General features: G+C 59.8%; 19 protein-coding genes and 1 tRNA gene. 11 read left to right on the top strand and 9 right to left on the bottom strand.

Translation table 11 applies throughout. From position 1 onward, the window contains the following. The first annotated feature begins 11 nt into the window (after positions 1-11). Both J4D99_RS10010 and J4D99_RS10005 read left to right on the top strand, forming a co-directional pair. On the top strand, positions 12-503 hold the full coding sequence (locus J4D99_RS10010; protein ID WP_208131562.1) for a hypothetical protein: 492 nt from the start codon (positions 12-14) through the stop codon (positions 501-503). A 39-nt stretch (positions 504-542) separates the two neighbouring features. Beyond that, positions 543-1,730 carry an aspartate aminotransferase family protein gene (locus J4D99_RS10005; protein WP_208131561.1) on the top strand — a complete coding sequence of 396 codons (1,188 nt, stop codon included), beginning with the start codon at positions 543-545 and terminating at the stop codon, positions 1,728-1,730. A gap of 73 nt (positions 1,731-1,803) precedes the next feature. Here the strand turns inward: J4D99_RS10005 and J4D99_RS10000 are convergent, their stop codons facing one another. Continuing rightward, entirely contained in the window at positions 1,804-2,148 is a 345-nt protein-coding gene (locus tag J4D99_RS10000; protein WP_236018608.1) for a TerB family tellurite resistance protein, read from the bottom strand. 325 nt (positions 2,149-2,473) lie between these two features. On the opposite strand from J4D99_RS10000, the gene pfkA reads away from it, so the two are divergent. Further along, complete coding sequence (gene pfkA, locus J4D99_RS09995) at positions 2,474-3,445, top strand: 6-phosphofructokinase (RefSeq protein WP_208131559.1); 972 nt, start codon at positions 2,474-2,476, stop codon at positions 3,443-3,445. A 62-nt stretch (positions 3,446-3,507) separates the two neighbouring features. Here pfkA and miaA read toward each other — a convergent pair whose 3' ends face one another. After that, positions 3,508-4,437 (bottom strand): tRNA (adenosine(37)-N6)-dimethylallyltransferase MiaA, encoded by a 930-nt coding sequence (gene miaA, locus J4D99_RS09990; RefSeq protein ID WP_208131558.1) that lies wholly within the window; start codon positions 4,435-4,437, stop codon positions 3,508-3,510. 67 nt (positions 4,438-4,504) lie between these two features. After that, positions 4,505-5,641 (bottom strand): glycosyltransferase, encoded by a 1,137-nt coding sequence (locus J4D99_RS09985; protein ID WP_208131557.1) that lies wholly within the window; start codon positions 5,639-5,641, stop codon positions 4,505-4,507. 103 nt (positions 5,642-5,744) lie between these two features. Between J4D99_RS09985 and J4D99_RS09980 the strand changes: the two genes are divergently transcribed. The 4 genes from J4D99_RS09980 (at position 5,745) to J4D99_RS09965 (ending at position 12,756) form a co-directional block, all read left to right on the top strand. Then, positions 5,745-9,326 (top strand): PAS domain S-box protein, encoded by a 3,582-nt coding sequence (locus tag J4D99_RS09980; RefSeq protein ID WP_208131556.1) that lies wholly within the window; start codon positions 5,745-5,747, stop codon positions 9,324-9,326. A 59-nt stretch (positions 9,327-9,385) separates the two neighbouring features. Next, positions 9,386-9,772 carry a response regulator gene (locus J4D99_RS09975; protein ID WP_208131555.1) on the top strand — a complete coding sequence of 129 codons (387 nt, stop codon included), beginning with the start codon at positions 9,386-9,388 and terminating at the stop codon, positions 9,770-9,772. Positions 9,773-9,877: 105 nt separating this feature from the next. After that, positions 9,878-10,651 (top strand): MBL fold metallo-hydrolase, encoded by a 774-nt coding sequence (locus J4D99_RS09970; RefSeq protein ID WP_208131554.1) that lies wholly within the window; start codon positions 9,878-9,880, stop codon positions 10,649-10,651. A 533-nt stretch (positions 10,652-11,184) separates the two neighbouring features. Continuing rightward, positions 11,185-12,756, top strand: a complete 1,572-nt coding sequence (locus tag J4D99_RS09965; protein WP_208131553.1) for an NFACT RNA binding domain-containing protein — start codon at positions 11,185-11,187, stop codon at positions 12,754-12,756. A gap of 52 nt (positions 12,757-12,808) precedes the next feature. Here the strand turns inward: J4D99_RS09965 and J4D99_RS09960 are convergent. Further along, positions 12,809-12,890: transfer RNA gene (locus J4D99_RS09960), tRNA-Leu, on the bottom strand. A gap of 212 nt (positions 12,891-13,102) precedes the next feature. Between J4D99_RS09960 and J4D99_RS09955 the strand changes: the two genes are divergently transcribed. From J4D99_RS09955 to J4D99_RS09945, 3 genes are all read left to right on the top strand, one after another. After that, positions 13,103-13,573, top strand: coding sequence for a low affinity iron permease family protein (locus J4D99_RS09955; protein WP_208131552.1), 471 nt, complete (start codon positions 13,103-13,105; stop codon positions 13,571-13,573). A gap of 84 nt (positions 13,574-13,657) precedes the next feature. Beyond that, positions 13,658-14,122, top strand: coding sequence for a DUF2231 domain-containing protein (locus tag J4D99_RS09950; protein WP_208131551.1), 465 nt, complete (start codon positions 13,658-13,660; stop codon positions 14,120-14,122). Between the two features lie 94 nt (positions 14,123-14,216). Beyond that, positions 14,217-14,762: an MOSC domain-containing protein gene (locus tag J4D99_RS09945; RefSeq protein WP_208131550.1), complete on the top strand. Its 546-nt coding sequence runs from the start codon at positions 14,217-14,219 to the stop codon at positions 14,760-14,762. 115 nt (positions 14,763-14,877) lie between these two features. On the opposite strand, the gene J4D99_RS09940 is transcribed toward J4D99_RS09945, so the two are convergent. Next, positions 14,878-16,278, bottom strand: coding sequence for an RtcB family protein (locus J4D99_RS09940; protein ID WP_208131549.1), 1,401 nt, complete (start codon positions 16,276-16,278; stop codon positions 14,878-14,880). 849 nt (positions 16,279-17,127) lie between these two features. Beyond that, positions 17,128-17,466 (bottom strand): hypothetical protein, encoded by a 339-nt coding sequence (locus tag J4D99_RS09935; protein WP_208131548.1) that lies wholly within the window; start codon positions 17,464-17,466, stop codon positions 17,128-17,130. A gap of 773 nt (positions 17,467-18,239) precedes the next feature. On the opposite strand from J4D99_RS09935, the gene J4D99_RS09930 reads away from it, so the two are divergent. Further along, positions 18,240-19,241, top strand: coding sequence for a hypothetical protein (locus tag J4D99_RS09930; protein WP_208131547.1), 1,002 nt, complete (start codon positions 18,240-18,242; stop codon positions 19,239-19,241). A 68-nt stretch (positions 19,242-19,309) separates the two neighbouring features. Here J4D99_RS09930 and J4D99_RS09925 read toward each other — a convergent pair whose 3' ends face one another. From J4D99_RS09925 to J4D99_RS09915, 3 genes are all read right to left on the bottom strand, one after another. After that, positions 19,310-20,038: a PD-(D/E)XK nuclease-like domain-containing protein gene (locus J4D99_RS09925; protein ID WP_208131546.1), complete on the bottom strand. Its 729-nt coding sequence runs from the start codon at positions 20,036-20,038 to the stop codon at positions 19,310-19,312. Positions 20,039-20,179: 141 nt separating this feature from the next. After that, the gene (locus J4D99_RS09920) at positions 20,180-21,538 is read right to left on the bottom strand and encodes a DUF4270 family protein (RefSeq protein WP_208131545.1); all 1,359 of its coding nucleotides are present in this window, start codon (positions 21,536-21,538) and stop codon (positions 20,180-20,182) included. Then, the gene (locus J4D99_RS09915) at positions 21,522-22,601 is read right to left on the bottom strand and encodes a Kelch repeat-containing protein (RefSeq protein WP_208131544.1); all 1,080 of its coding nucleotides are present in this window, start codon (positions 22,599-22,601) and stop codon (positions 21,522-21,524) included. The genes J4D99_RS09920 and J4D99_RS09915 overlap by 17 nt, the downstream gene beginning before the upstream one ends. Positions 22,602-22,634: the final 33 nt, after the last annotated feature.

Here is a 22,634-nt window from a genome sequence, read left to right as displayed (position 1 = left end):
GTTTCTTAGTTATGAATTCGTTACGAGTAGTTCTTTTAAGTAGCTGGCTGCTGGCTACAGTGGTAGCCGCCCAGCCAGCCCAGGCCCAGGCACGCCGGCCAGGGCAGATGGGCACCAGTATCACACAGCTCGACAACGCCAAAATTGCGTTTATCACTTCGCGCCTTTCGCTCACCCAAGACCAGGCTCAGCGCTTCTGGCCGCTCTATAATGATTTTATTGGCAAGCGCCGCGAGCTGAACCGTACGGCGCGCCTGCTGCGCCGCGATGCGGCTAGCCCTGCCCTTAGCGATGCGCAGCTGCGCGACAACTTTACGCAGGACTTTGCCCTGCGTCAGCAGCAGCTTAACCTGGAGAAAGATTATTTCGACAAACTGCAGAAGGTACTGAGCTTGCGCCAGGTGGCCCAGCTTTACCAGGCCGAGCGCGACTTTACCAAGGAAGTGCTTAAGCGCGTGGCGGGCGCTGGTCAGCCAGCGGCGCCCCCCACCGGCGAGCAGTAGCCCCGCACCTACCCTAGCGGCGGTACCTTTGCGGGCGTTATGCTTACCTCCCGCCAGCTTTTTTTGCGTCACCAGGCTCAAACCTCCGAGTTTCCGTTGCTACTCGAAATTGAGCGGGCCGAAGGCGTGTATATGTACACCCCGGAGGGCCGGCCAATTCTGGATTTAATAGCCGGCATTGGCGTCAGCAACGTAGGGCACCGCCACCCGCGTGTGTTGCAAGCCATTCAGGAGCAGCTCGATAAGTACCTGCACCTGATGGTGTATGGCGAGCTGGTGCAAGCTCCGCCTGCCCGGCTAGCCCAGGCGCTGGCCGCCACCCTGCCCGCCCCGCTCGACACGGTGTACTTTACCAACTCGGGCGCCGAGGCCATTGAGGGCGCCCTCAAGCTCGCCAAGCGCCATACCGGCCGCACTGGTCTGGTATCGGCCTACAATGCTTATCACGGCTCTACGCACGGCGCACTTTCCATCACGGGCTCCGAGGGCTTCAAAAACAGCTACCGGCCCCTGCTGCCCGATGTGGCGCACCTGCGCTACAACGAGCTGGCCGACCTGGCATTTATCACCGAGCACACGGCCGCCGTAGTGCTCGAAACCGTGCAGGGCGAGGCCGGCGTGCGCCTGCCGCAGCCCGGCTACCTGCCGGCTGTGCGCCAGCGCTGCACCGAGGTAGGCGCCCTGCTTATCCTCGACGAGATTCAGTGTGGCTTTGGGCGCACGGGCACGCAGTGGGCCTTCGAGCAGTTTGGCGTGGTGCCCGATATCCTGGTGTGCGCTAAGGGCATGGGCGGCGGCATGCCCATCGGAGCCTTTATTTCCTCGCCCGAGATTATGGTGGGCTTCCAGACCAACCCGATTTTGGGGCACTGCACCACGTTTGGCGGGCACCCAGTAAGCTGCGCAGCCTCGCTGGCCACCCTGCAAGTCATTCAGGAAGAAAACCTGCTGGCTGGCGTGGCGGCCAAAGCTGCGCGCCTGCGGGCGCAGCTGGTGCACCCGGCTATTCGGTCAGTGCGCAACTGCGGGCTGCTGATGGCCGTGGAGTTCGAGTCGTTTGAGGTACTCAAGCCCATTATCGACCGGGCGCTGGCTGAAGAGGGCATTCTCACCGACTGGTTCCTGTTTTGTGACAACTCGCTGCGCATTGCCCCGCCACTCACCATTACCGAGGCTGAGATTGACGCGGCCGTGGCGGGGCTGCTGCGGGCCATCAGCACTAAATAAATGCGTGAGGGGTGAGGGAGTGAATGCCACCAAGCACACTCACTCCTTCACCCCTCACGCATTTATTTAGTACCTAGCGCACAGGCAAGTCGTTGTAATTCAAGAAGGTTAGGCTTTCTTCCTTGACGCGCTCGCGGGGCACGGCGTCTTTCACGCCCTGCGAAATCTTGCGCACCAATACTCCTACAATGGCTTTGCGGAAGCCGAGCTTTTCGGCCATCATGATGCAAAAATCCATTTCGGTTTCGTCTACAATGCCGTCGGCCAGCATCATGTCGACGAGGTCAAATATCTGGTCGAAGCGCTCGGAGTCGTTGCCGGGCAGGTCAGAGATACAGTTCGTCTGGCCAGCTACGAGTTTGCGCACTTCCGCGGCCGACACGCCGTTTTTCTTGCCAACCGTAATAATAAAATTCATCTCCCGGTCATCTACATGACCATCGGCTTTGGCTAGAGCGGCAAGATTACAAAGGTGGCCTTTTATTTTTTTAGCCTGCTCGTTTTCGAAAAAACCAAACATAAGCGTGTGGGTTGAGGGTGGGCGATGAGACAGCGAAAAGTAAGCACAAACTCCTTAATTACCAAGACTGTGCTTCGCGTTTTCATCCTATTCTACGCAACTTAAAAAAAAATGTCTGTGCAAATTGTTCAGCTCCCTTCGGCAAGTGCAGTTGGTTGCCGACCTTTGCGGGCTTAAAGCCAACCCTAGGTTGGCGGTGGGCGCTTTAAGCTGACTTTTGACCATGAAGAGAATCGGAGTTTTTACGAGTGGCGGCGACGCGCCGGGCATGAATGCCTGCCTGCGCGCAGTGGTGCGGGCGGGCGTGTACCACGGCATCGAAGTATACGGCATCATGCGGGGCTACAGCGGCATGATTAAGGGCGAGTTTGTGCGCATGGATTCGGCCTCGGTGTCGAATACGGTGCAGCGCGGCGGCACTATCCTGAAATCGGCCCGCTCGCAGAAATTCATGACCAAGGAGGGCCGGCAGCAGGCCTTCGACCAGCTCGTGAACCACGGCATTGAGGGGCTGGTAGCCATTGGCGGCAACGGCACGTTTACGGGCGCCACCATTTTCGAGAAGGAATTTGGCATCCCGACGGTGGGCGCGCCGGGTACCATCGACAACGACCTCTACGGCACCGACTACACCATCGGCTACGACACAGCCGTGAATACGGCGTTGGAGGCGATTGACAAAATCCGGGACACGGCCGACTCGCACGACCGTTGCTTTTTTGTGGAGGTGATGGGCCGCGACTCGGGCTACATCGCCATTCCGTGCGCTATTGGCGGCGGCGCCGAAATCGTGATGGTGCCCGAAACGGCCATGAGCGTAGATGCCGTAATTGAAACGCTGCAAAGCAGCTATGCCCGACACAAAACCTCGTTTATCGTCATCGTGGCCGAGGGCGAAGAAGAAGGCAACGTGCACCACGTGGCCCGCCGCGTGAAGGAAGCCATTCCGCAGCTCGATACCCGCGTAACCATCGTGGGCCACATTCAGCGCGGGGGCTCGCCCACGGCCGCCGACCGCCTGCTAGCCTCGCAGCTCGGCATCGCAGCCGTGGAAGGCCTGCTCAATGGCATGAAAAACGTGATGGCTGGCATCGTGGACCGCAAGCTCACTTACACGCCCTTCGACGACACCATCAACAAGCGCAAGGTGATAAACCAGAGCTTTATGCGCATGGTGGAGATATTGAGCGTATAAGAATAAGTAAGGGGGTGAATGAGTGAATGACAACAATAGCATACACTCATTCACCCCCTTACTCATTCACTCATTGTCACCCACTCATACCCCGTATCGCGGCGCAGCCAGGTGAGCTGGCGCTTGGCGTAATGACGGGTGTTGCGTTGAAGCAGGCGCACAGCCTCGGCGTAGTCGTAGGCACCGTCGAGGTAGCCAAAAATCTCCTGGTAGCCCACCGTCTGCAGCGCATTGTGCGCGCGGAAAGGCAGCAGCCGCTCCACCTCGGCCACCAAGCCAGCCTCCAGCATCTGAAGCACCCGCTGGTCGATGCGCTGGTACAGCTCTTCGCGCTCACGGGTGAGGGCCATTTTCACCACCCGGAACGGCCTGGCCGCCGCCTTGGCCGCCACGGCCGTCGGCCCCAGGTGATAGCTCGAAAAGGGCCGCCCCGTGCCGCGCGTTATTTCAAGGGCGCGCAGTACACGCTGGTGGTTTTGCAGGTCGAGGCGCGCGTGGGCTACGGGGTCGGTAGCGGCCAGCTCGGCCACGAGGGGGGCTAGCCCCTGCGCACCCAGCTCGTGCTGGAGCTGCTGGCGCACGGCGGGCGGCACGGGCGGCAGTTCGTCGAGGCCATCGGTGAGGGCCTGCAAGTAGAGCCCCGAGCCGCCGGTGGCGATGACTACCGGATAGCTCGCAAATAAGCGACCTAGCAGCGCTTCGGCCTCGGCAGCGAAGCGCCCGGCGCTGTAGTCTTCGGTAATGCTGTGCGAATCAATGAAATGGTGCGGCACCCCTTGCATTTCCTCGGGTGTAGGCTTGGCCGTGCCAATGCTCATCTCGCGGAAGAACTGGCGCGAGTCGGCCGATACGATTTCGGTGTCTAGCTGCTGAGCCAGTGCCACGGTGAGGGCCGTTTTGCCCACGGCGGTGGGGCCGGCCACAGCGAGTAGCACCGGGCGCGGGTCGTCAGCTATGGGGGCCAGCCGAGCAAGAATATCAGGAGGAAGCATTAGTAGAAATAAAGAATTGAGAAGGAGACAGTAACAGCTACCGTAACGGCAACTCTTACTTCCTTCTTTATTTTAACTTAAGCATAGCATAAAGCCCTAGCAACGTTTTTTCTTCCCGCTCCCAGTTCCACTCCTGGCTAGCCTGGCGGCAGTGGGCGGCCAGCTGCTGGTAGTGGGCGGCGGGCTGGCCGCCGGGTAGCAGCCTGGCCAACGCCGCGACCAGGGTGGCGGGCGCCAGGTCGGACACCAGCTCGGCCACTTCGTGCTGGGCATTGAGGGCGCGGTATTCGGGAAAGTCGATGCAGAGCTGCGGAACGCCCGCCTGCACATAATCGAAAAACTTATTAGCCAAGGAGTAATAGTAGCTCAGGCCCACGTTTTCGAGCAGCATAATGCCCACCGTGGCCTGGGCCGTGAGCCGGCGCAGCTCGGCCGGCAGCACGTAGCCCCGAAACTCGACCTGCCCCGAGGCCAGCAGCCCTAGCCGGGCGGCCTGGGCACGCAGCGTGGCCGAAAGGTCGCCCTCGCCACAAATTACGAGCCGGGCCGGCACCTGAGGCATGGCCGCCAGCAGCTCGGCCAGGCCCCGGCCCACGTTGAGGGCGCCCTGGTAAAGCAGCACTGGCCGCCCGATGGGGGGCAGCGGGGGGCTAGCGGGAGGTACTGGTGGGCCCGCCGGCACATTGCGCACCACCGCAAACCCGCACCCCGGATAGCGCGCCTCGAAGAGCCGGGCCAGCGCCGGGCCCACGGTATAGCGCAGCCGGGCACGGGGCACCACAAACTGCTCGACCCACCGCCACGCACGCTGCACACCGGGCCGGGCCACCACCTCGGGCACCTCCGTGAAAAGCTCGTGGGCGTCGTACACAAAGGGCTGTCCCCCTAGCTGGGCGCGCAGCCACGTAGGCAGCGCGGCATCGAGGTCGGCGCAGCCCCAAGCAGCTGCGCGCTGCCCCAGCAAATAAAAAAACAGCCGCAGGTTATACTCCAGATAAAATAATTTGCCGCGTTGAAACCAGCCCCGCAACCGGTGCTGTTGATAAAGCTGTGGCCCTAGCGGCACCGACTGTGGGCGCTGCCAGCCCACTAGCAGCACGCTGTAGCCGGCTTTCGCCAGGCTGGTGCAGATGCGCTGCATCCGCTGGTCGTAGCTTAGGTCGGTGGTGACGGCGAAAACCAGCCGGGGAGAAGAAATGGGCACAGACTAGGTAAAACGGCGCGGCGGCCGTAAATTCCGCCCAAATCTACTTCTACCGCTTTTGCCAGCTATAACTTCGGCCCCGGCAATGCGTTTGTAGCACTCTATGCCCGCTCAACTTTCGGGGCCGCAACTACCGGCTACCGCGCACATGTTCGACCAGCTGCAGCTTGCCTACGTGGTTTTCGACGCGGGCGGGCGCATGACGGAGGTGAACGACACCTTCGTGCAGCTAACCGGCTACAAGCGTGCGCAGATAGTTGGCCACTCCTATCATCAGCTGCTAACGCCACCAGCCCAGCAGGCCGAGCGCCAGGCGCACTTGCTGAGCGTGTTGCGCGGTGAGGTGCCCTGCGCCGAATATTATGAGTTGGAGCTTCTTACGAAGCAGGGCGAAACTATTGTCATTCAGTGGCAGTCGCAGCTGCTGCGCGATGAGCAGCAGCATATTACTGGCCTGTGGACCATCGGCTATACCCTCAACAGCACCAAAACCACGCGCACCCCGGCCCTGGTACCGGAGCCGGCTTACCTGCGTGAGTTTTTCGACAGTTCGCATGACCTCATTCTGCACCTGAGCGCCACCAACCTGCTGCTGTTTGTGAACCGCGCCGGGCAAGAGAAGCTGGGCTATACCGAGGAGGAGCTGCTGGGCCGCCCGCTTACCGATGTAGTGCACCCCTACTACCGCGCCAAGCTGCTCTACCAATTGCGCCGCCTCTACGAAGGGCAGGCCCTCAATAAGCTCGAAACCGTGCTGCTGACCAAGGCTGGCCGCCCGGTGCACCTTATCGGCTCGGTGAGCTGCGAGCAGCAGCCGGGCCGCCTGCCCAGCGCTAGGGCCGTGCTGCACGACATTACCGACCGCATCAAGGCTGAGCGCCTGCAAAAGGTCTACTACAGTATTGCCAACCTGGCTATTTCGGCCCACGACCTGCCGGCGCTCTACGGGGCCATTCACCGCGAGCTGGGCAAGGTGATTGAAACGAATAATATTTTTATCGCGCTCTGCGACGATGCCCGCACTCACCTCCAATTCGTGTATTACGTCGACCAGCATGCCTATTTCGAGCAGGGCGATGGGCGGCCATTTTCGCTGGGCATTACCGAGTACGTGATTGAGCAGGGCCAGCCCATGTTCTTCACGCAGGCCGACCTACTGCGCCTGATGCGTACCGGCGAAATGACGGCCTTTGGGCGCCTGCCCGCCGTGCTGCTAGCCTCGCCGCTGAGCGTGGGCGACCGGACCATCGGGGTACTGGCGGTGCAGGAATACGACCGAGCCGACCTCTACACACCCGCCGACCTTGATATTCTGCACTTTATCTCGGGCCAAGTGGCCTTGGCTATCGACCGCAAGCGCCAGGAAGAATATGTGGGCCGCCAGAATGCCCGACTAAATGCCATTTTCGAGAGCGGCTCGCAGCTTATCTGGAACGTAGACCGGCGGGGGCACCTCGTGTCGTTCAACGGTAACTATGCCACTTTCTACCAGCGACGCAACGGCGTGCTGCCCACCCAGGGTCTCAACGTGCTGGAAAATGACATTGCCCTTACCGATGAGGCTACGCGCGAACTCTTTCGCAGCAGCTATCTGGCCGCCGCCCGCGGTGAGTCGCAGCAGTTTGAAGTGCACCTGCGCGTGCCGCGCTACCCTAGCGTGTGGCTGAGCGTGAGCCTGGCGCCTATCTACCTCACCGATGGCTCGTTTGACGAGATAACGGCGCAGGCGCAGGATATTACGGCCAGCAAAAACTCGCAGCTGGTGCTGGCGGCCCAGGAAGAAAAATTCCGGTCCATCTTCGAGTCATTTCAGGATGTATACTACCGCACCGACCGCGAGGGCCGCTTTACCATTCTCAGCCCCTCGCTGCGTGAGGTGTTGGGCTATAGCCCCTTAGAGGCCCTTAGCTACCGCATCGAAGATTTTTACTGGCAGCCCGAGCAACACCAGGAGTTGCGCCAGAAACTGCGCAAGCAGGGTGAGCTACGCAACTTCGAAACCCAGCTGCGCCACCACGACGGCTACCCGGTAAGCGTGCTCATCAATGCCCGGCGCACGCGGTTCGGCACCGAAGGCATTGCCCGCGACATCACCGAAATACGCCGCATTCAGGACGACTTGCGCTTGGCCAAGGAGCAAGCCGAAGCCGCCTCAGAGGCCAAAACGCAGTTCCTGGCCAACATGAGCCACGAGCTGCGCACACCCATGAATGGCATCATCGGCATGATTGACCTGTTGAGCCAAACCACGCTCACAGGCGAACAGGCCGACTACGTCGATACGCTGGGCACCAGCTCGGAGGCGCTGATGACCATCCTGAACGACATCCTGGATTTGTCGAAAATTCAGGCCGGCAAAATGCGGCTCAACGAAGCCCCGCTCACGCTCGAGCCCCTGCTCGACCGCCTGCGGGCGCTGTTTCTGTACCGCGCTAATCAGAAAAACCTCCGCTTTACCTGCCACCTGGCGCCAGGCACGCCGGCCACCGTCATTACCGACGAAACGCGCCTGCTCCAGATTCTGGCCAACCTCATTGCCAACGCTATCAAGTTTACGGCCCAGGGCACGGTGAGCGTAGTGGTGTCGTCGGCACGGGCCGAGGGCGAGTACCATACGCTGCGCTTTGCGGTGCAAGACTCGGGCATTGGCATTTCGGCCACCGACGCGGCCCGGCTGTTTACCAGCTTCACCCAGCTCGATACGACGCCCAGCAAGGCCTACGGCGGCACCGGACTGGGGCTAGCCATCAGCAAGGAGCTGGCCGAGCTGCTCGGCGGCACCATTGGAGTAGTGTCGGATGCGGGAGAAGGCAGCATTTTTTGGTTCACCATCCAGTGCCGGGTGCCAGCGCAGGCGCAGGTAGTAGCTGAGGTCCCGGCCCCGGCTCCGCCCCCACCCGTGGACGCCCTGCCGGGCCCCGCGGCCCGCGTGCTGCTGGTCGATGATAACATCATCAACCAGAAAGTGGCGGCGCGGCTGTTGGCCAAGCTGAACTGTGAGGTGGATATCGCCAGCGATGGCTACGAGGCCATCACTCGGGCCACGGCGCCGAATGCTGCTTATCAGATTATCCTCATGGATATTCAGATGCCTGGCCTTGATGGCATTGCAGCCACCCGCGCCATCAAGGCGCAGCTGGGTCCGGCTAGCCCGCCCATTATCGCCATGACGGCCTACTCGATGCCTGATGACGCGGCCCGGTTTGTAGAAGCTGGCCTTGACGACTACCTGGCTAAGCCCGTAAAGCACCAGCAGCTGGCCCAGATGCTAGCCCGTTGGGTAGCGGGCCCAACCTCGGATACCACCACGGCCACACAATCTACTACGCCCGCACCGGCCATTGTAGACCCCGAAGTGCTAAAGCAGCTACTGCAGCTAGGGGGTCAGGAGTTCACGGCCGAGCTCTACGGCGAGTTTATTGAGGAAACTACCGACCTGCTGGCGCAGATAAACGCGCACTGGCAAGCTACTGAGATAGAAAAGCTTCACCCACTGCTGCACCAGCTCAAGGGCACGGCCGGCACGCTGGGTCTGACTAAGCTGGCAACCCAAGCCTTAGCTTTGGAAAAAGCTATCAAGCAGCAGCAAACGCAGGTGCTGGCTAGCGGCCTGCCCGAGCTTAATCAGCTATTTGCCCTTTTTATCGCCAATTATCCCGGCTTGCTCACTACCAGCGATGCTTAAGTAGTCACGCCGACCAGTATTTTGGCTTTTATTTTCCTTGTTTACTCGTATTTTTCCACATGTCCCCAACTGCTACCCCCAAAACCATCCTCATTGCCGAGGATAGCTCGGTTATTCTCAGCCTGACTCGCAAAATTCTGGAGCAGCAGAAATACCGGATAGTACTGGCCAAAAATGGTGGCGAGGTAATTCGCCAGCTTGAAAGCCAGCCCGTAGATGGGGTTTTAATGGACATTAATATTCCGGTGCGCAATGGGATTGAGTGCACCCGCGACATTCGGGCCCACGCCGACCCGCGCATCAATCAACTGCCCGTTATTGCCATCACCGGCAATGCCAACAACTACTCGATGGAGCAGTTTCGCGAGGCCGGCGTGACTGACTACCTGCCCAAGCCGCTGGATTTTGACGCCCTCGTGCGCGTAGTGCGCCAGTATGTAGGTTAGCGATACTAATTATGAATTAAAAATTATGAGTTATGAATTGAGCTGCACGGCCTTGCCCCACTCACCGATTCATAGTTTTTAATTCATAATTCATAATTTATAAGAATGACCCTCACCTTTCTAGGCACGGGCACTTCTTCGGGGGTGCCCATGATAGGCTGCACTTGCCCGGTGTGCCGCTCGCTCGATTACCGCGACCAGCGCCTGCGGGTATCGGTGCACCTCGCCGTGGAAGGGCGAAGCCTGGTTATCGATACCGGCCCCGACTTTCGGCAGCAGATGTTGCGCGCCCATATTAGCCGGCTCGATGGCATCTTGTTTACCCACGAGCACAAGGACCATACGGCGGGGCTCGATGATGTGCGAGCCTTCAATTTCCGGCAGCAGCAGGAGATGCCCGTTTTTGCCGAGCCGCGCGTTATCGAGCAGCTCAAGCGCGAATATGCCTACGTGTTTGCCGAGCACAAGTATCCTGGTGTGCCGCAGGTGGGCCTACACCCCATCCTGGACGACCAGACTCCCTTCGACGTGCTAGGCCTGCCTATGCAGCCGCTGCGCGCTATGCACCACAAGCTACCGGTGTTAGGCTTCCGTATCGGTGGGCTAGCTTACCTGACCGACGCCAACTTTCTGCCCGACAGCACGATGACCCAGCTGCAAGGCTGCGATACTATCGTGCTTAATGCCCTACGCCACGAGCCACACCTCTCCCACTTCACCTTGAGCGAGGCAGTTAATATCCTGGAAGAATTGCGGCCGCGCCAGGCTTTCCTGACCCACATCAGCCACCAGCTAGGCCGCCACCGCGAGGTAGAGACTACCCTGCCCGGCTGGGTGCGGCTGGCGTATGATGGGCTGGTGGTGGAGGTAGATGCGTAACCGACGGCCATATTATCCATGCGATTTATTCCGTGGTTTACTGAAGAATATTCGTTCACCACTGCCACCAGCTGAATTACTGTCCTGCATACGAGGGGCTATTTTGCCACCACTTGGCTGGCGTGATTTTTTCAAAGCACAGCCCGACCTACCTTTTAGAGGCCGTGCAGGAGTCAAGGACTTTGAAATTAGCCGGGTTATTACAGGTCGCAACGCAATGCTGCCCCAGATAACTGGCTGGGTTGAGCCTGAATATCCTACAGGCAGTCGGTTGCGGCTGCGTCATCGATTGAATCCACTAGCCCTGGGCTTAGCTACTCTGTGGCTTTGCTTAGTGAGTATGAGCGCACTAGGCATCACTGCCTTTTGGCTAGTAGTCAAACATTTCAGTTCTAGCTTCTTGATTCCAGTCGAGATACTGCTTTTTGGCACAGTACTGTTTACAGTACCGTTTTGGCTGGAAGTTCGTAAATCGCGCCCTTTACTGATAAAGCTGTTGAAGCTGGAGCCTCTTCCTCAAGAATGATTCTTTCATGCACACCAACTACTATTTCCTGCGCCAGCTAGCCCCGGCCCTCACCGAGCGGCTGCGCGGCTACCGCGTGGCGAGCTGCTTTTCGCAGGAAAAGGATGAGCTGGTGCTAGGCCTGCTGAGCGAAACTGGCGGCGAATTTTGGTTAAAAGCGCAGCTAGGGGCCGCTTTCCCAGCGCTGGCCCTGCCCGAGAGCTTCCACCGTGCCCGTCAAAACTCGGTCGACCTGCTGCCCGAGCTGCTGGGCCGCACGGTGGCGAGCGTCGAGGCCTGGCCGCAAGACAGAGTAGTGCAGCTCAACTTCGTGGAAGATGCGGCCACACTCGCGTTTAAGCTCTACGGTCCCCGGCCCAACGCTATTTTCCGGCCCGCGCCGGGCGCGCCGGCCCAGCTGTTTCACCAGCGCTACACGGCCGATGCCGACCTCGTACCCGACGCCGCTAGTGTGGCTAGCCCACCTATCGGCCCTACCGGCAAGCTACCCCCCGCGCTGGCCGACCTGCCGGCGCGCTACCTGCGCGAGCAGCGCGGCTACGACCCAGCACCCGCCGAGCTAAAGCAACAGCTAGCCCGTGAGCTGCAGGCCGAGCTTGAAAGCTCTCACCATTACTACCTTATCTACCTCGACGGCCGCACCCGGCTGAGCCTGGTGCCGCTGGGCGAAGTGCTAGACACGCTATCTGGTACCGACCCCATCGGGGCGCTACGGCGCTTTGTGCCACTGGCACTGGCCCGTCGCGCCCTCGAAACCGAGCGCCGCCAACTGCGCCAGCTGCTTACACGCCGGGCCGACGAAGCCAGCACCAGCGCCCACCTGGCCAGTCAGCGCCTGCACGCGCTGGCCCACGAGGCGGGCTACCGCCACCGCGCCGACCTCATCATGGCCAATCTGCACGCCATAGCACCGGGGGCTAGCCAGGTTGAAATCGTTGATTTTTACACCAATGAGCCAGTAGCTATTAAGCTCAAGCCGCTCGAAAAGCCACAGCGCACGGCCGAGAATCTCTACCGCAAGGCCAAAAACCAGCAGATTGAAGAGCGCCAGCTGCAAGCCCGCGTAGCCGCCCGCGAAGCCGAAGCCCTGCAAGCGCTGGAGTTGCTCGAAGAGCTGGACACCCAGCCTGCTCTGGCCGAGCTGCGGAGCCTGCGCACCTGGCGCAAACAGCACAACCTCGACCCTAGCCCGACGCCAACCAAAGCACCCACCGAACTACCGTTTAAGGTATTTGAGGACCGGGGCTTTACCATCTTGGTGGGCCGCAATGCGCAAAACAACGACTTGCTGACGCAGAAATACGCGCATAAGGACGACCTGTGGCTGCATGCCAAAGACGTGAGCGGCTCCCACGTCGTTATTCGGCACCGGGCAGGGCAGCCGGTGCCGGAGCCGGTGATAGCGCACGCCGCCCAGCTGGCCGGCTGGTACTCGCGCCGCCAGCACGACTCGCTGTGCCCGGTCACGGTGACGCCCAAAAAATTTGTGCGCAAGCCCAAGGGCGCCCTGCCCGGCCAGGTGCTGGTAGAGCGCGAGCGGGTAGTGCTGGTAGTGCCCGCCAATCCATTTGAGAAATAGCCTAGCCAAAACACAAAAAAGCCCGCTGTATAGCGGGCTTTTTTATTCTACGTGCGCGCGGGGAGATTCGAACTCCCACACCCGAAGGCACCACCCCCTCAAGATGGCGTGTCTACCAGTTTCACCACGTGCGCAGAAGGCAATCGGTAACTTGTAGCTTCGGCTCAGTGGCCGGCTTCGCTGAGGCGGCGAAGCGGGTGCAAATGTACTACGGCGCGTGGTTTTTTCAAATTCCGCCGTGATTTTACCCTTAAAAAATACTTGCTTCAGCTTCCGCACATCGCCTTACTACTTATTTGGCAAGATATTAGCCACGGCCTATACCGAGCGTTTTTTTATTTTTTCAATGCCTGATTCTACCCAATCTACCAACAAAGCTTCCTTTTTCGGCCGCTTAGCCGAACAAATCACCAAGTACTCGGGCACCACGGCTGTGTTTGTAGGCGCGGTAGGCATTGTACTGCTATGGGCAGTGGCGGGGCCACTTTTCAAGTATTCTGAAACCTGGCAGCTTGTCATTAACACGGGCACAACCATCATAACGTTTTTGATGGTCTTTCTCATCCAGCGCGCGCAGAACAAAGATTCGCTGGTGTTGCATCTCAAGCTCAATGAGCTGATTGCGGCTACCAAAGGGGCTAGCAATCGCCTCATCAACGCGCAGGATTTTTCGGAGGAGGAAATTCGACTTATTCACCAGTTTTATTGTCTGCTAGCCGATAAAGCAAAGGCCGACAACGACTTGGGCGAAACCCATTCGGTAGAAGAGGCGGAAGATAACCACCACGAGAAGCTGGCCGCCCACCGCAACGACTAGCCAGCCGCGCCCCCTTACGGCTAGGGCCCTTGCTACCTTTGCGGGCCCCTGGCCTTCTTAGCTGGCGCGGGCTTTCCTTCAAGCATGAACCAAGCGCACTGGCACCTCCTGTTCAATCATACACCCATTTTTGGAGCCTTAGCGGGCGCGCTGCTACTGGCGGCCGGCCTGCTGAAGCGGCAAGATGCCGTGTTGCGCGCGGGGCTCTGGGCGCTGGTACTGGGCGTGGCGCTCGGGCTGCCGGCCCAGCTCACTGGCCCCGGCGCGGCGCAGGTCGTTAAAGACATGCCGCGCGTGAGCCAAGCACTTATTCAAAACCACGCGCAGGCGGCGCGGCTGGGCTATTGGGTGCTGGTGGCTACGGGCACCCTGGCCCTGCTAGGGCTGGCCCAGCGGCAGCCCGGGGCGCCGCGGGCCCGGCAGCTGGCCTGGGGCACGCTGCTGGGCGCGGTGCTGAGTTTTGGCCTGCTAGCGCGAGCGGGTAACCTGGGTGGGCAAATCAGTCACCCCGAAATTCGGGAAGGCTTCGGCACGCCTGATGAGCTGTAGACTATTTTAGCCAGCAAAACGTAGCATAGGGGCCTAGCGGCTGGCTACCCGCCGCCCAGGCGGTACTCCTACGTGTTCCTTTCTTCCGTCTGCTATGGCTTTTCCCTTTTTTGGCGATGATAAATCGACGGTAGCCCAGCTGCTGGCTACTCTGCCCCAGGAAGGCCGACTGGAATGGATTGGCCTGCGGCGGGCCCGCCGAGAAGCCCCTGACGCGGTGCCCGAGGCAGAAGTACTAACTGACCGCCACCTGGCCGGTGACCACGCTAGCCCCCGGCCGGGCGGCAAGCGCCAGATTACGCTGATTCAGCACGAGCACTTGGCGGCGGTAGCGGGCTATCTGGGGCTAGCCGAGCCGGTGGCGCCGGGCCGCCTGCGCCGCAACCTGGTGGTGAGCGGGCTCAACTTGCTTGCCCTGAAAGGCCGCCAGATTCAAATCGGGGAAGAAGTTATTTTAGATATAACCGGCGAGTGCCACCCCTGCTCGCGCATGGAAGAAGAGCTCGGCCCCGGCGGCTACAATGCCATGCGCGGCCACGGCGGCCTCACGGCCCATATTGCTCAGGGAGGGCGCCTGCGGGTGGGCGACACGGTGCGCGTGCTGCCCGGCCCGCCAGCCCCTGAAAAGCCTAAAAAATAAAAAACCCGCTGCCAAAGGCGACGGGCTTTCTGAGCTATGAAAACACGGCTCTGATGAGCCTGCCTTACTTTACGAAGTGGGCGGCCCGGCCGGATTTAGCTCGTCTATAAGTTTTTTAAGCCCCGTCCATCCGCACAATTTTTGGGGTGAACGAGCCGAGCACTTCCACTAGCTCGTGCTGGCTGGCCATCACGGTGTGGATGTCTTTGTAGGCCTGTGGCGCCTCGTCGAGGCCGCCCCCGATGAGCTCGATGCCGTGGTCGGCCAAGTGGCGACGCACCTGCGCCTCGCTCAGCTCGGCCTTGGCGCGAGTGCGCGACAGCAGGCGCCCGGCCCCGTGCGAGGCCGAGCTGAGCGAAGCTGCCACGCCGCGCCCGCGCACAATAAAGCCGGGCGCTGTCATCGAGCCCGGAATGACCCCTAGCACGCCGGCACCGGCCGGCGTGGCGCCTTTGCGGTGCGTGATGACTTCGCGGCCATCGGCCAGACGCTCCTTCCAAGCGAAGTTGTGGTGGTTTTCCACTTTCGCCAGAGGCCTCTCGCCCAGCGCTTTGGCTAGCCGGCGGTGAATGTGCTCGTGGCAGGCCGAGGCGTAGTCGCCGGCTAGGGTCATGGCGGCCCAATACTCCTGGCCAGCCTCGGTGTCGAGGCCTAGCCAAGCGAGGTGCTGGGCCTCGGCGGGCAGCTTGCACACATCTTTGGCCAAGCCGGTATAATGCTGGGCCACACTGGCACCCAGGCCCCGCGAGCCCGAGTGCGAGAGCACGCCCACGTACTGGCCCAGCGGCAGGCCCAACTCATTGGCCGGGTCGGTGATGTCGACCAGCCCAAACTCTACGAAGTGGTTGCCCGAGCCCGAAGTGCCGAGCTGCTCGGCAGCTGTGGCAAGCTTGTTTTTGAGGAAGGGCACGGCCTGAAACTCATCGCGGTCGAGCACACCGTGGCTCAGGCGCTGGCCCCGCTCCCACCCCCGGCCGCTGCCGAAGCGGGTGTTGTCGAGCAAGATTTTACGCAGCTCCTGGGTGCGCTGGGTGAGGTATTTGGCTGGCAGGTCGAACACCGACAGCGCCATGCGGCAGCCGATATCCACACCCACGGCGTAGGGAATCACGGCATTATCAGTGGCTAGCACGCCCCCGATGGGCAGGCCGTAGCCGTGGTGGGCGTCGGGCATGAGAGCCCCGGCCACCGTCACGGGCAGCTTCATGGCCGTTTCCATTTGGTGAATGGCGCTCTGGTCGATGTGTTCGGCGCCGAACGTGGCGTACGCCTTGCGCGCCACCAGCTCGACGTGCCGCGCCGGCGCCGGCAGCAGCGCGGCGGCCGTGTGGCTCCAGGCCAGGTCGGTAAGAAAATCCTGGGGGCTAGCCAGAATGGTTTTCAGCAGCGTAAGCTGCTCGTTTTGCGCAAGGCGCTTGAATTCTTTGCGTTGCAGCTGGGCTAGCGCCAGCCCAATGGCGCGGCCTTCGGGAAACCCGAGCTGCCGCAGGTCGTTGCCGCGTAGTTGCGAGGCCATGATTTGTCGAACTTGAAATTGGAAATGAAGAAGTAACAAGCGAGGGATTTTTTATTTCTCTTCCTGAATTCTCCAGTGATACAACTGCCCGAGCAATGCAGGCGGCGCACGGGGTGTTGCCAAGGCAACAATTGGCGGGACTCGAACCCGCGTCCTGGGCATTAACAGCGCGAAGTAGGGCCGGGCTACGGCACCCAAACCAGTACTATTATGAGTATGAGGCAATTGGCACCGGACCGCTTAAGAAGCTGTGCGTCTACCAGTTTCGCCACCGGCCCCGAATGATTGGGCGCGGGCAGGATTTGAACCTGCCCGCCTTACCGCGCAGCTTACGGAGTATGGCCCAGTTGAAAAGCTATGGAGTTCTCGTAAGCGTTTTCATAGTCAGAAAGCGTTTTCGGCGCTAGGCCAGGGTAGAAAAGGTGGTGGGAAAGACACCCGGAAGGTATTCCCGCGAAGTGAGGCAACAGGCGGCTGGCGCAGTTTTTTCCGCCGCTAGCCCAGGCTAGCGCCAGGATTCGACCCCGCGCGTACAAAGCCTTGCACCCGAAAACGTTACCACGAAGTAGCGCCAGCCTACGGCACTCACAAAAGGAAAATGCGACTGGTTTGGAACGGGCCGCCGGAGCAAGCAAGGCCCCGGCGGGTAGCCGTTCCGGCCAGCGACTGCCATTAGGGGGTCAGCCGTTTGCCTAAGTCGTGCAGGCTTACAACCTGCCTGTAAAGCGTAAAACAATTATTTGGCCAATTCTCAAAAAATCGAGCAATAAGTGCCAAGACTACCCGGCTTTGCCACCTGCCGCAAGGATTATTAGCTATTAGCCCGCTACGGCCCGAAGCAGGCCCTAGCTACGGCACCAATTCCGGCAAAAGCGGTAGCGGCCGGGGGTTCCGCTTGATTAGCCCGGCCGGGTTGCGTAGGTTACAGCTCGATTTTCTGAATTTTGGGGAGAGCTCTATCGCCGTTTTCGAGGGCCGCCAGCACACCGAATATCTTATCAGACCAGCCAGCAATAAGGGCCACACCATGCTCGGCGCGCACGCCGAGCGCAAGTACAGCTGCTCGCGGGCGTACACTGCCAGCCGCGCCACAAGCTGCGGCTCATTCTGGGCCACCAGTGCTCGCAGGCGGGCTAGCCGGCCATCGGCATTTTCGTAAAGCTGGTCGCTGAGGGCAGCCGTAGCCACGGCGGCGTACAGCTGTAGCGCCGGCGAGAGTGGTAAACAGGTGCATTTTCGTGGTTGCGAATCGGTGCCGCTTTATTATGCAGGTTAAAGTTGAAACGCATGGTGAGAGATGGCGGAAGTGGAAAATAGGCAATAGCAGGAAAGGGCTCCAGTATTTATTTTTCAATTAGACATACTTATCCCTACCGAATAAAAAACATTTTTTATTCGGTAATTAAAAAACAAAAAAACCGGTTTTTAAGGCCGGGCTTTTTCTTGCGTTTGAGGTTTACCGCCGATTATCGGGGCGGACTACACGAAGAAAAACCGAGCTATGGTGCTTCAGCCGGTTTTGGGCCGACGGCTGCTGAGGCAACTCAAACTGGCAATAGCAAGGACTAGTGAGCATCGGGGGAGAAAAGCTAAGCGGCTGATAACCGGCTAACAACAAAAAACCCGAGCTTCGTGGGCTCGGGTTGCAACAGTTTTAGCGGGTGCTAAAATCAGGCAAACGTACCGAGCCATACCAGTTTTTCTGGCTGCATCTTATCCAAGCTGCGGAGATTTGACAGGGGGCGATACATGACTTTAGGGATTTAGTGCGACAAAGTTGTGACAATTATTTTAATTGCGCAACTAATTGCAGAATTATTTTAAAAATAAATTTATTTCACTCCAAAATAACTGTTAGCAGAAGGCCTGGCAAAACGAACTAATTATTCGTTTTATTTACTCGCAGAGCTTTTATAAAACTACTATTAGCAGGGTTTTGCTTTGTTGTAACTTTGCGGTTCGTGACTGATACCCTACCCGAACGCCATTGGCTGCCCGACCGGGTAGACGCCGCACCAGCCAGCTCTCCGGCGCAGCTCGCTTTTCGCCATGCCCTGCAAGAAGTGGAAGAGCTTCGTGGGCAGCTGCAGCGCCTGCAGGCTAGTCAAGCAGCTATCCGGCAGGCCTATTGGCAGCAGGTGGGGCCGGTGGCCGCAGCCGCCGTAGCTGCCCGCCGGGCATTGTATGCGCCCTTAGAAGCCGCGTTGCTAAGTGGCTACCTCAACCGCGCGGAAGAACAGCAAGTAACCGAGTTGCTGGTATATAATGCACGTAGCTTGCAAGCACGCTTCGGCGAAGAAGAAACCGATATTCTGGCTCGCTACGCTCCGCCTCTACCACCAGTAGAAGCGGAACCCGCAGTGGGCGCCCCCCTAGCCAGTGCTGAGCCGCTGCCCCACGAGCAGGCCGCAGCCGCCGCCCAGACTCGCCGCCGGCAGCAGCGCCAGCAAGCCAGGGTTGCCCAGGCCAAAACCACTGCGCAAGAAAACGAGGCGTTGCTGGTTAACACCAAAGCCGCCTATCGCCAGCTAGCCCGCCTGCATCATCCCGACCGCGCCGCCCAGGCCAATGCCGCGGCGCAGCAGGCCCAAACGGCGCTTATGCAACAAATTACGGCCGCCTATGCGGCCAACGACTTGGCGGCGCTACTCTCGCTGCTAGCTACTGCGGAGGCAGCTGCCTCACCCAGTGCCGAGGCCGAAGACCTCTTAAAGCGCTATACTGAGGCCCTGGCGCAGCAGCAAGCCCAACTAAGCCAGCAGCTGGCAGCTGCGCGCCGGCCCGAAGAGAACGCGCCTTGGAGCGGCTCCGAAAAGCAGCAGCGCACCCGGCTGCGCGAAATAAAACGCAGCTTGCGAGCCGAAACCGACTACCTGATACAGCTGGTGCGGCATCTTCAGGAGCCTAGCAGCCTACGTCAGTTTCTACGCGAGCTCTCAGCTAGTGGGCACGAAGGCCTTTAGCAAAGAGGCCAGGCGTTTTACTGAATTGCGGCTAGTGGAATACCGCTCGCACCTACTGCCCCTGCTGGCTAGCCTTCAGGGCTAGGCCCCCCGTGCCCAAGCGCCAGAGCAGCAGCCTGCACAGCCTGGGCCCGGTAGGCTGGCGCCGTAGCGGGGGCTCGCAGCAACTTGAGCAGGTGCAGGTATTTGCGACGCCCCTCGGCTAGCATGGCGGCGGGCACTTCGATAGGAAAAACTCCGAAAGGCTCAACCTTTTGCACGCCTACCAGCAAAAAGCGGTCGGCCCGAAGCGCATCGGTATAGAAGGCAGCCTGGCGGTCGTAGTCGTAGGCCGAGCACTGCCAACGGAAATGCTCGGCATCGCGGGCCATGGTAGTCTTAAAGTCGATGACGGTGTAGAGCTGGCCGGGCTGGTCGAGCACAAGGTCAGCGCGCAGCTTGCACAGCGTATCGGTGGTAGGCTCGGTGAAGAGGGCGCTGCGCTCGGTCAGTCCATTTTCGAGTAGGCGGTTGAGCTCGGTATTGAGCTTCACGCCCTCTACGAGCCACCAGATGAGCGTATCGTTGAGGCCAGGCTGGCCGGGCTGGTAGTCGGTTGGCTCAAGCAGCGCTGTATGAAAGGCAGTACCAAAGCTCAGTGCCCCCGAGCCCGAGTCGACGCGTGGGGGCCGGCCATCAAGGGCATCGCGCAGGCGCGATAAGTCAGAGTTGGCGATGGCGGGCAGGGCGCGGTAATCATCATACGACACCCGAAGCAGGTCGGGGCGCGGGGCGGGCGGCAAAAGCTGGTCAGACACTTTAGGCTAACAGTCATTCCGCCAAAAAGTCTCCCGAAAGCGCAGGAAGTCGAGTTTAAATGGCTTACCAAAGCAAAAGCCCCGGCGCAGCAGCGCCGGGGCTTTTAAGGGTACCTGTGGGCTGTTTCTACCTTTGCTAGGCTATTGCACCCGAATAAGGTATACGCGGAATGATAGCTTGTTCTGTGTATTGCGGGTGCTTCCGATAAATACCCGGCTGGGTACATCGGGCGTAGCCGATGCCAACAGCAGACCGTTATTGGGAATAGTATTGGCCAGCACGGCTCGAATGTAAGAGGTCATCGACCAGTTGTACGTGCCCTGCTCAATACTCGTCAGCGTCGAGATACTCGTGTTGTACGTGATGTTCGGCTGATAAAGCGCGAGCGGGTGATTGTTTGCATCGGTGTAGTAAATGCTGAGCGCGGGCGGCGCCGGCACGAACGGCGTTAGTGTACTGGTAGGCACCGAGGCCGTAATCTGCGCATTCGTAATGGTCAGGTTGTTGCCAAACTGCCGCAGGTCTTTCAGGTACGGAAACTCCAAGCGGGTTTGCAGGCCTAGCGCGCCTTCGATAATAGTACGCTCGCCGGTAAGGGCCGACGGCACGCTCTCCAAGGACTTGCGCGGGAGGTTAGGCACGCCCGCCAGATTGCGATTGACGCGAAACTGGAAGAAGTGCCGGGAGCCGGTAGCTAGCGAGAAGTTGGTGGTAATGACCGTGGTAGGGTCGGTCGGCACGTGCGAATACAAGTGCATCACCGCATCGGCAGAAGTTGCGCTCAGGCGAATAAGAGCGCCTTCATCGTTGGCAGCCGGCGTAATAACCAAGCCCGGCAGGTAAGCATCCAAGTCATCCTGGGTGCTCAGCTGGCCAGCCTTTCCCTTCGCCAGCAACGCTTGACCAAAAGCTGGGTCCAGCGGCAGGCGCAGCGTCGTAATATTGGGTCGCGCCCGGCCGCGGGGAGCCGTATTGATTTTAAGCACGGGGCTATAATTCAGCAAGTTCACTGAATCATAATCCATGGTTGTCAGCTTGGGCGACGTATACGAGTATTTCGTAAAGGAGATACCCGTATTAAGCCGGTGTACTTCTACCAGCGCCTGCGTTTTGGTCGTATCGCCGTAGCGGTAATTGTCCGGCTTCAGCACGAGCGTGATGGAGTCGAATACGGCGGTGGGGTCGGGCGTAAAGAGTTCCGTCAGCCCTAGCCGAAACGCGCTGCGTGCCGTGAGCTTGCCCAGCAGTGGGTCGGTATACTGGCCCACGAAGAGGTAGTTCGAGTTGGAGCTGGGCACCGAGTCGCGCAGCACCGTCGAGGAGCGCACCGTCAGGGTATCAACCAGGAATGCTCCGGTGTCAACATTGGCGTCGGGCAGGCCGACGCCAATGTCGCTCGCGGTATTGGTGCAGCTGGCGGCCAGTGCCACCAGGCCCAGCATAGCCAGCAGCCGGCCCCAGACGGCCAGGGCCAGATGAGGCTTATTGCTGCGTGACATTGGGGTCAAACGTCCAGAAGTCGTCGAAGCGGGTGCTGCCCGAGTAGCCAGTACCCACGTACCCAAAGTTGCCAATGCCAAACCCAACGGCGCTGTTGCGGCCCGCGCCAAGGAAGGGGTTCATAGCGGTCCAGATATCCTGCGCGGGGTCATACTGGTAGCAGGAGGTTGCTACAGCCCCGTTATTGCCGGTGACTACGTAGCCAAAGTTGCCAACTGTGAAGGCAACGGCCTGCGAGCGGGCCACCTTGCTATAGTCGTACGAGGCCGTCGAGTTGCTGATGTTAGCCAGTTGGTTCTTCGCCGTCCAAGCGTCCTTCGCGGGGTCATAGGCGTAGAAGTCGGTCACGTACTGGCCATTGTTGATGCCCGTGCCTACATACATTACGTTGTTAATGGTGAAGGACACGGCGTTGGTGCGCTTGTCGCCGGGGAAGCCCGCAAACGTGCTCCAAGAGTCTTTCGAAGGGTCATACTTATAGAAGTCCTTCTCGTTGTTGCCGTCGAAGCCGCAGCCCACGTAGCCAAAGTTGCCGGCGCTGCCAGCTACGGCGCCGTAGCGGCCCGTCGTGCCGGGGTTAGCGGGCAGGTCGGCAATCTGCGTCCACTTGCCAGCGGTAGTAGTCGTCGTTACGGTAGTGCCAACCGTCGTGGTTGTGGCCGTGTTCTGGCTAGGGTCAAACTTCCACATATCCTTTAGGTAATTCGTGCCATCGTAGCCGGTGCCCACGTAGCCAAAACTACCCACCGAGAAGGCCGTGGCATTGTAGCGTGCTACGCCGGGGAAGGGCGTGAGGCGCAGCCAGCTGCCAGTGGCAGGATTAAACGAGTAGAAGTCGCTGTATTTAACGCTATTCGCATCGATGCCCGTCCCTACATATGCGATGCCATTTACAACGAAGCTGACGGCGTTGCTGCGCGCAGTGCCAGGAAAAGAGTTACCCTTCTGCCAGTTGCCATACACGGTAGTGGTGTCGTCTTTGTGGCAGCTGCTTAGCCCGAGGCCACCCAGCACCAGCAGCAGAGCCAGCATACGGCCGGCTAGCCGAGGAAAATTTTTCATGAAAAAAGAAATGTTATTGTACCCAAGAGAGCG

This window comes from Hymenobacter sp. BT559 (assembly GCF_017571525.1).
In the GTDB taxonomy this organism is placed as follows: domain Bacteria; phylum Bacteroidota; class Bacteroidia; order Cytophagales; family Hymenobacteraceae; genus Hymenobacter; species Hymenobacter ginsengisoli.
Note: the sequence above shows the minus strand (reverse complement) of the source record. Positions and strands in the feature narration are given on the sequence as shown.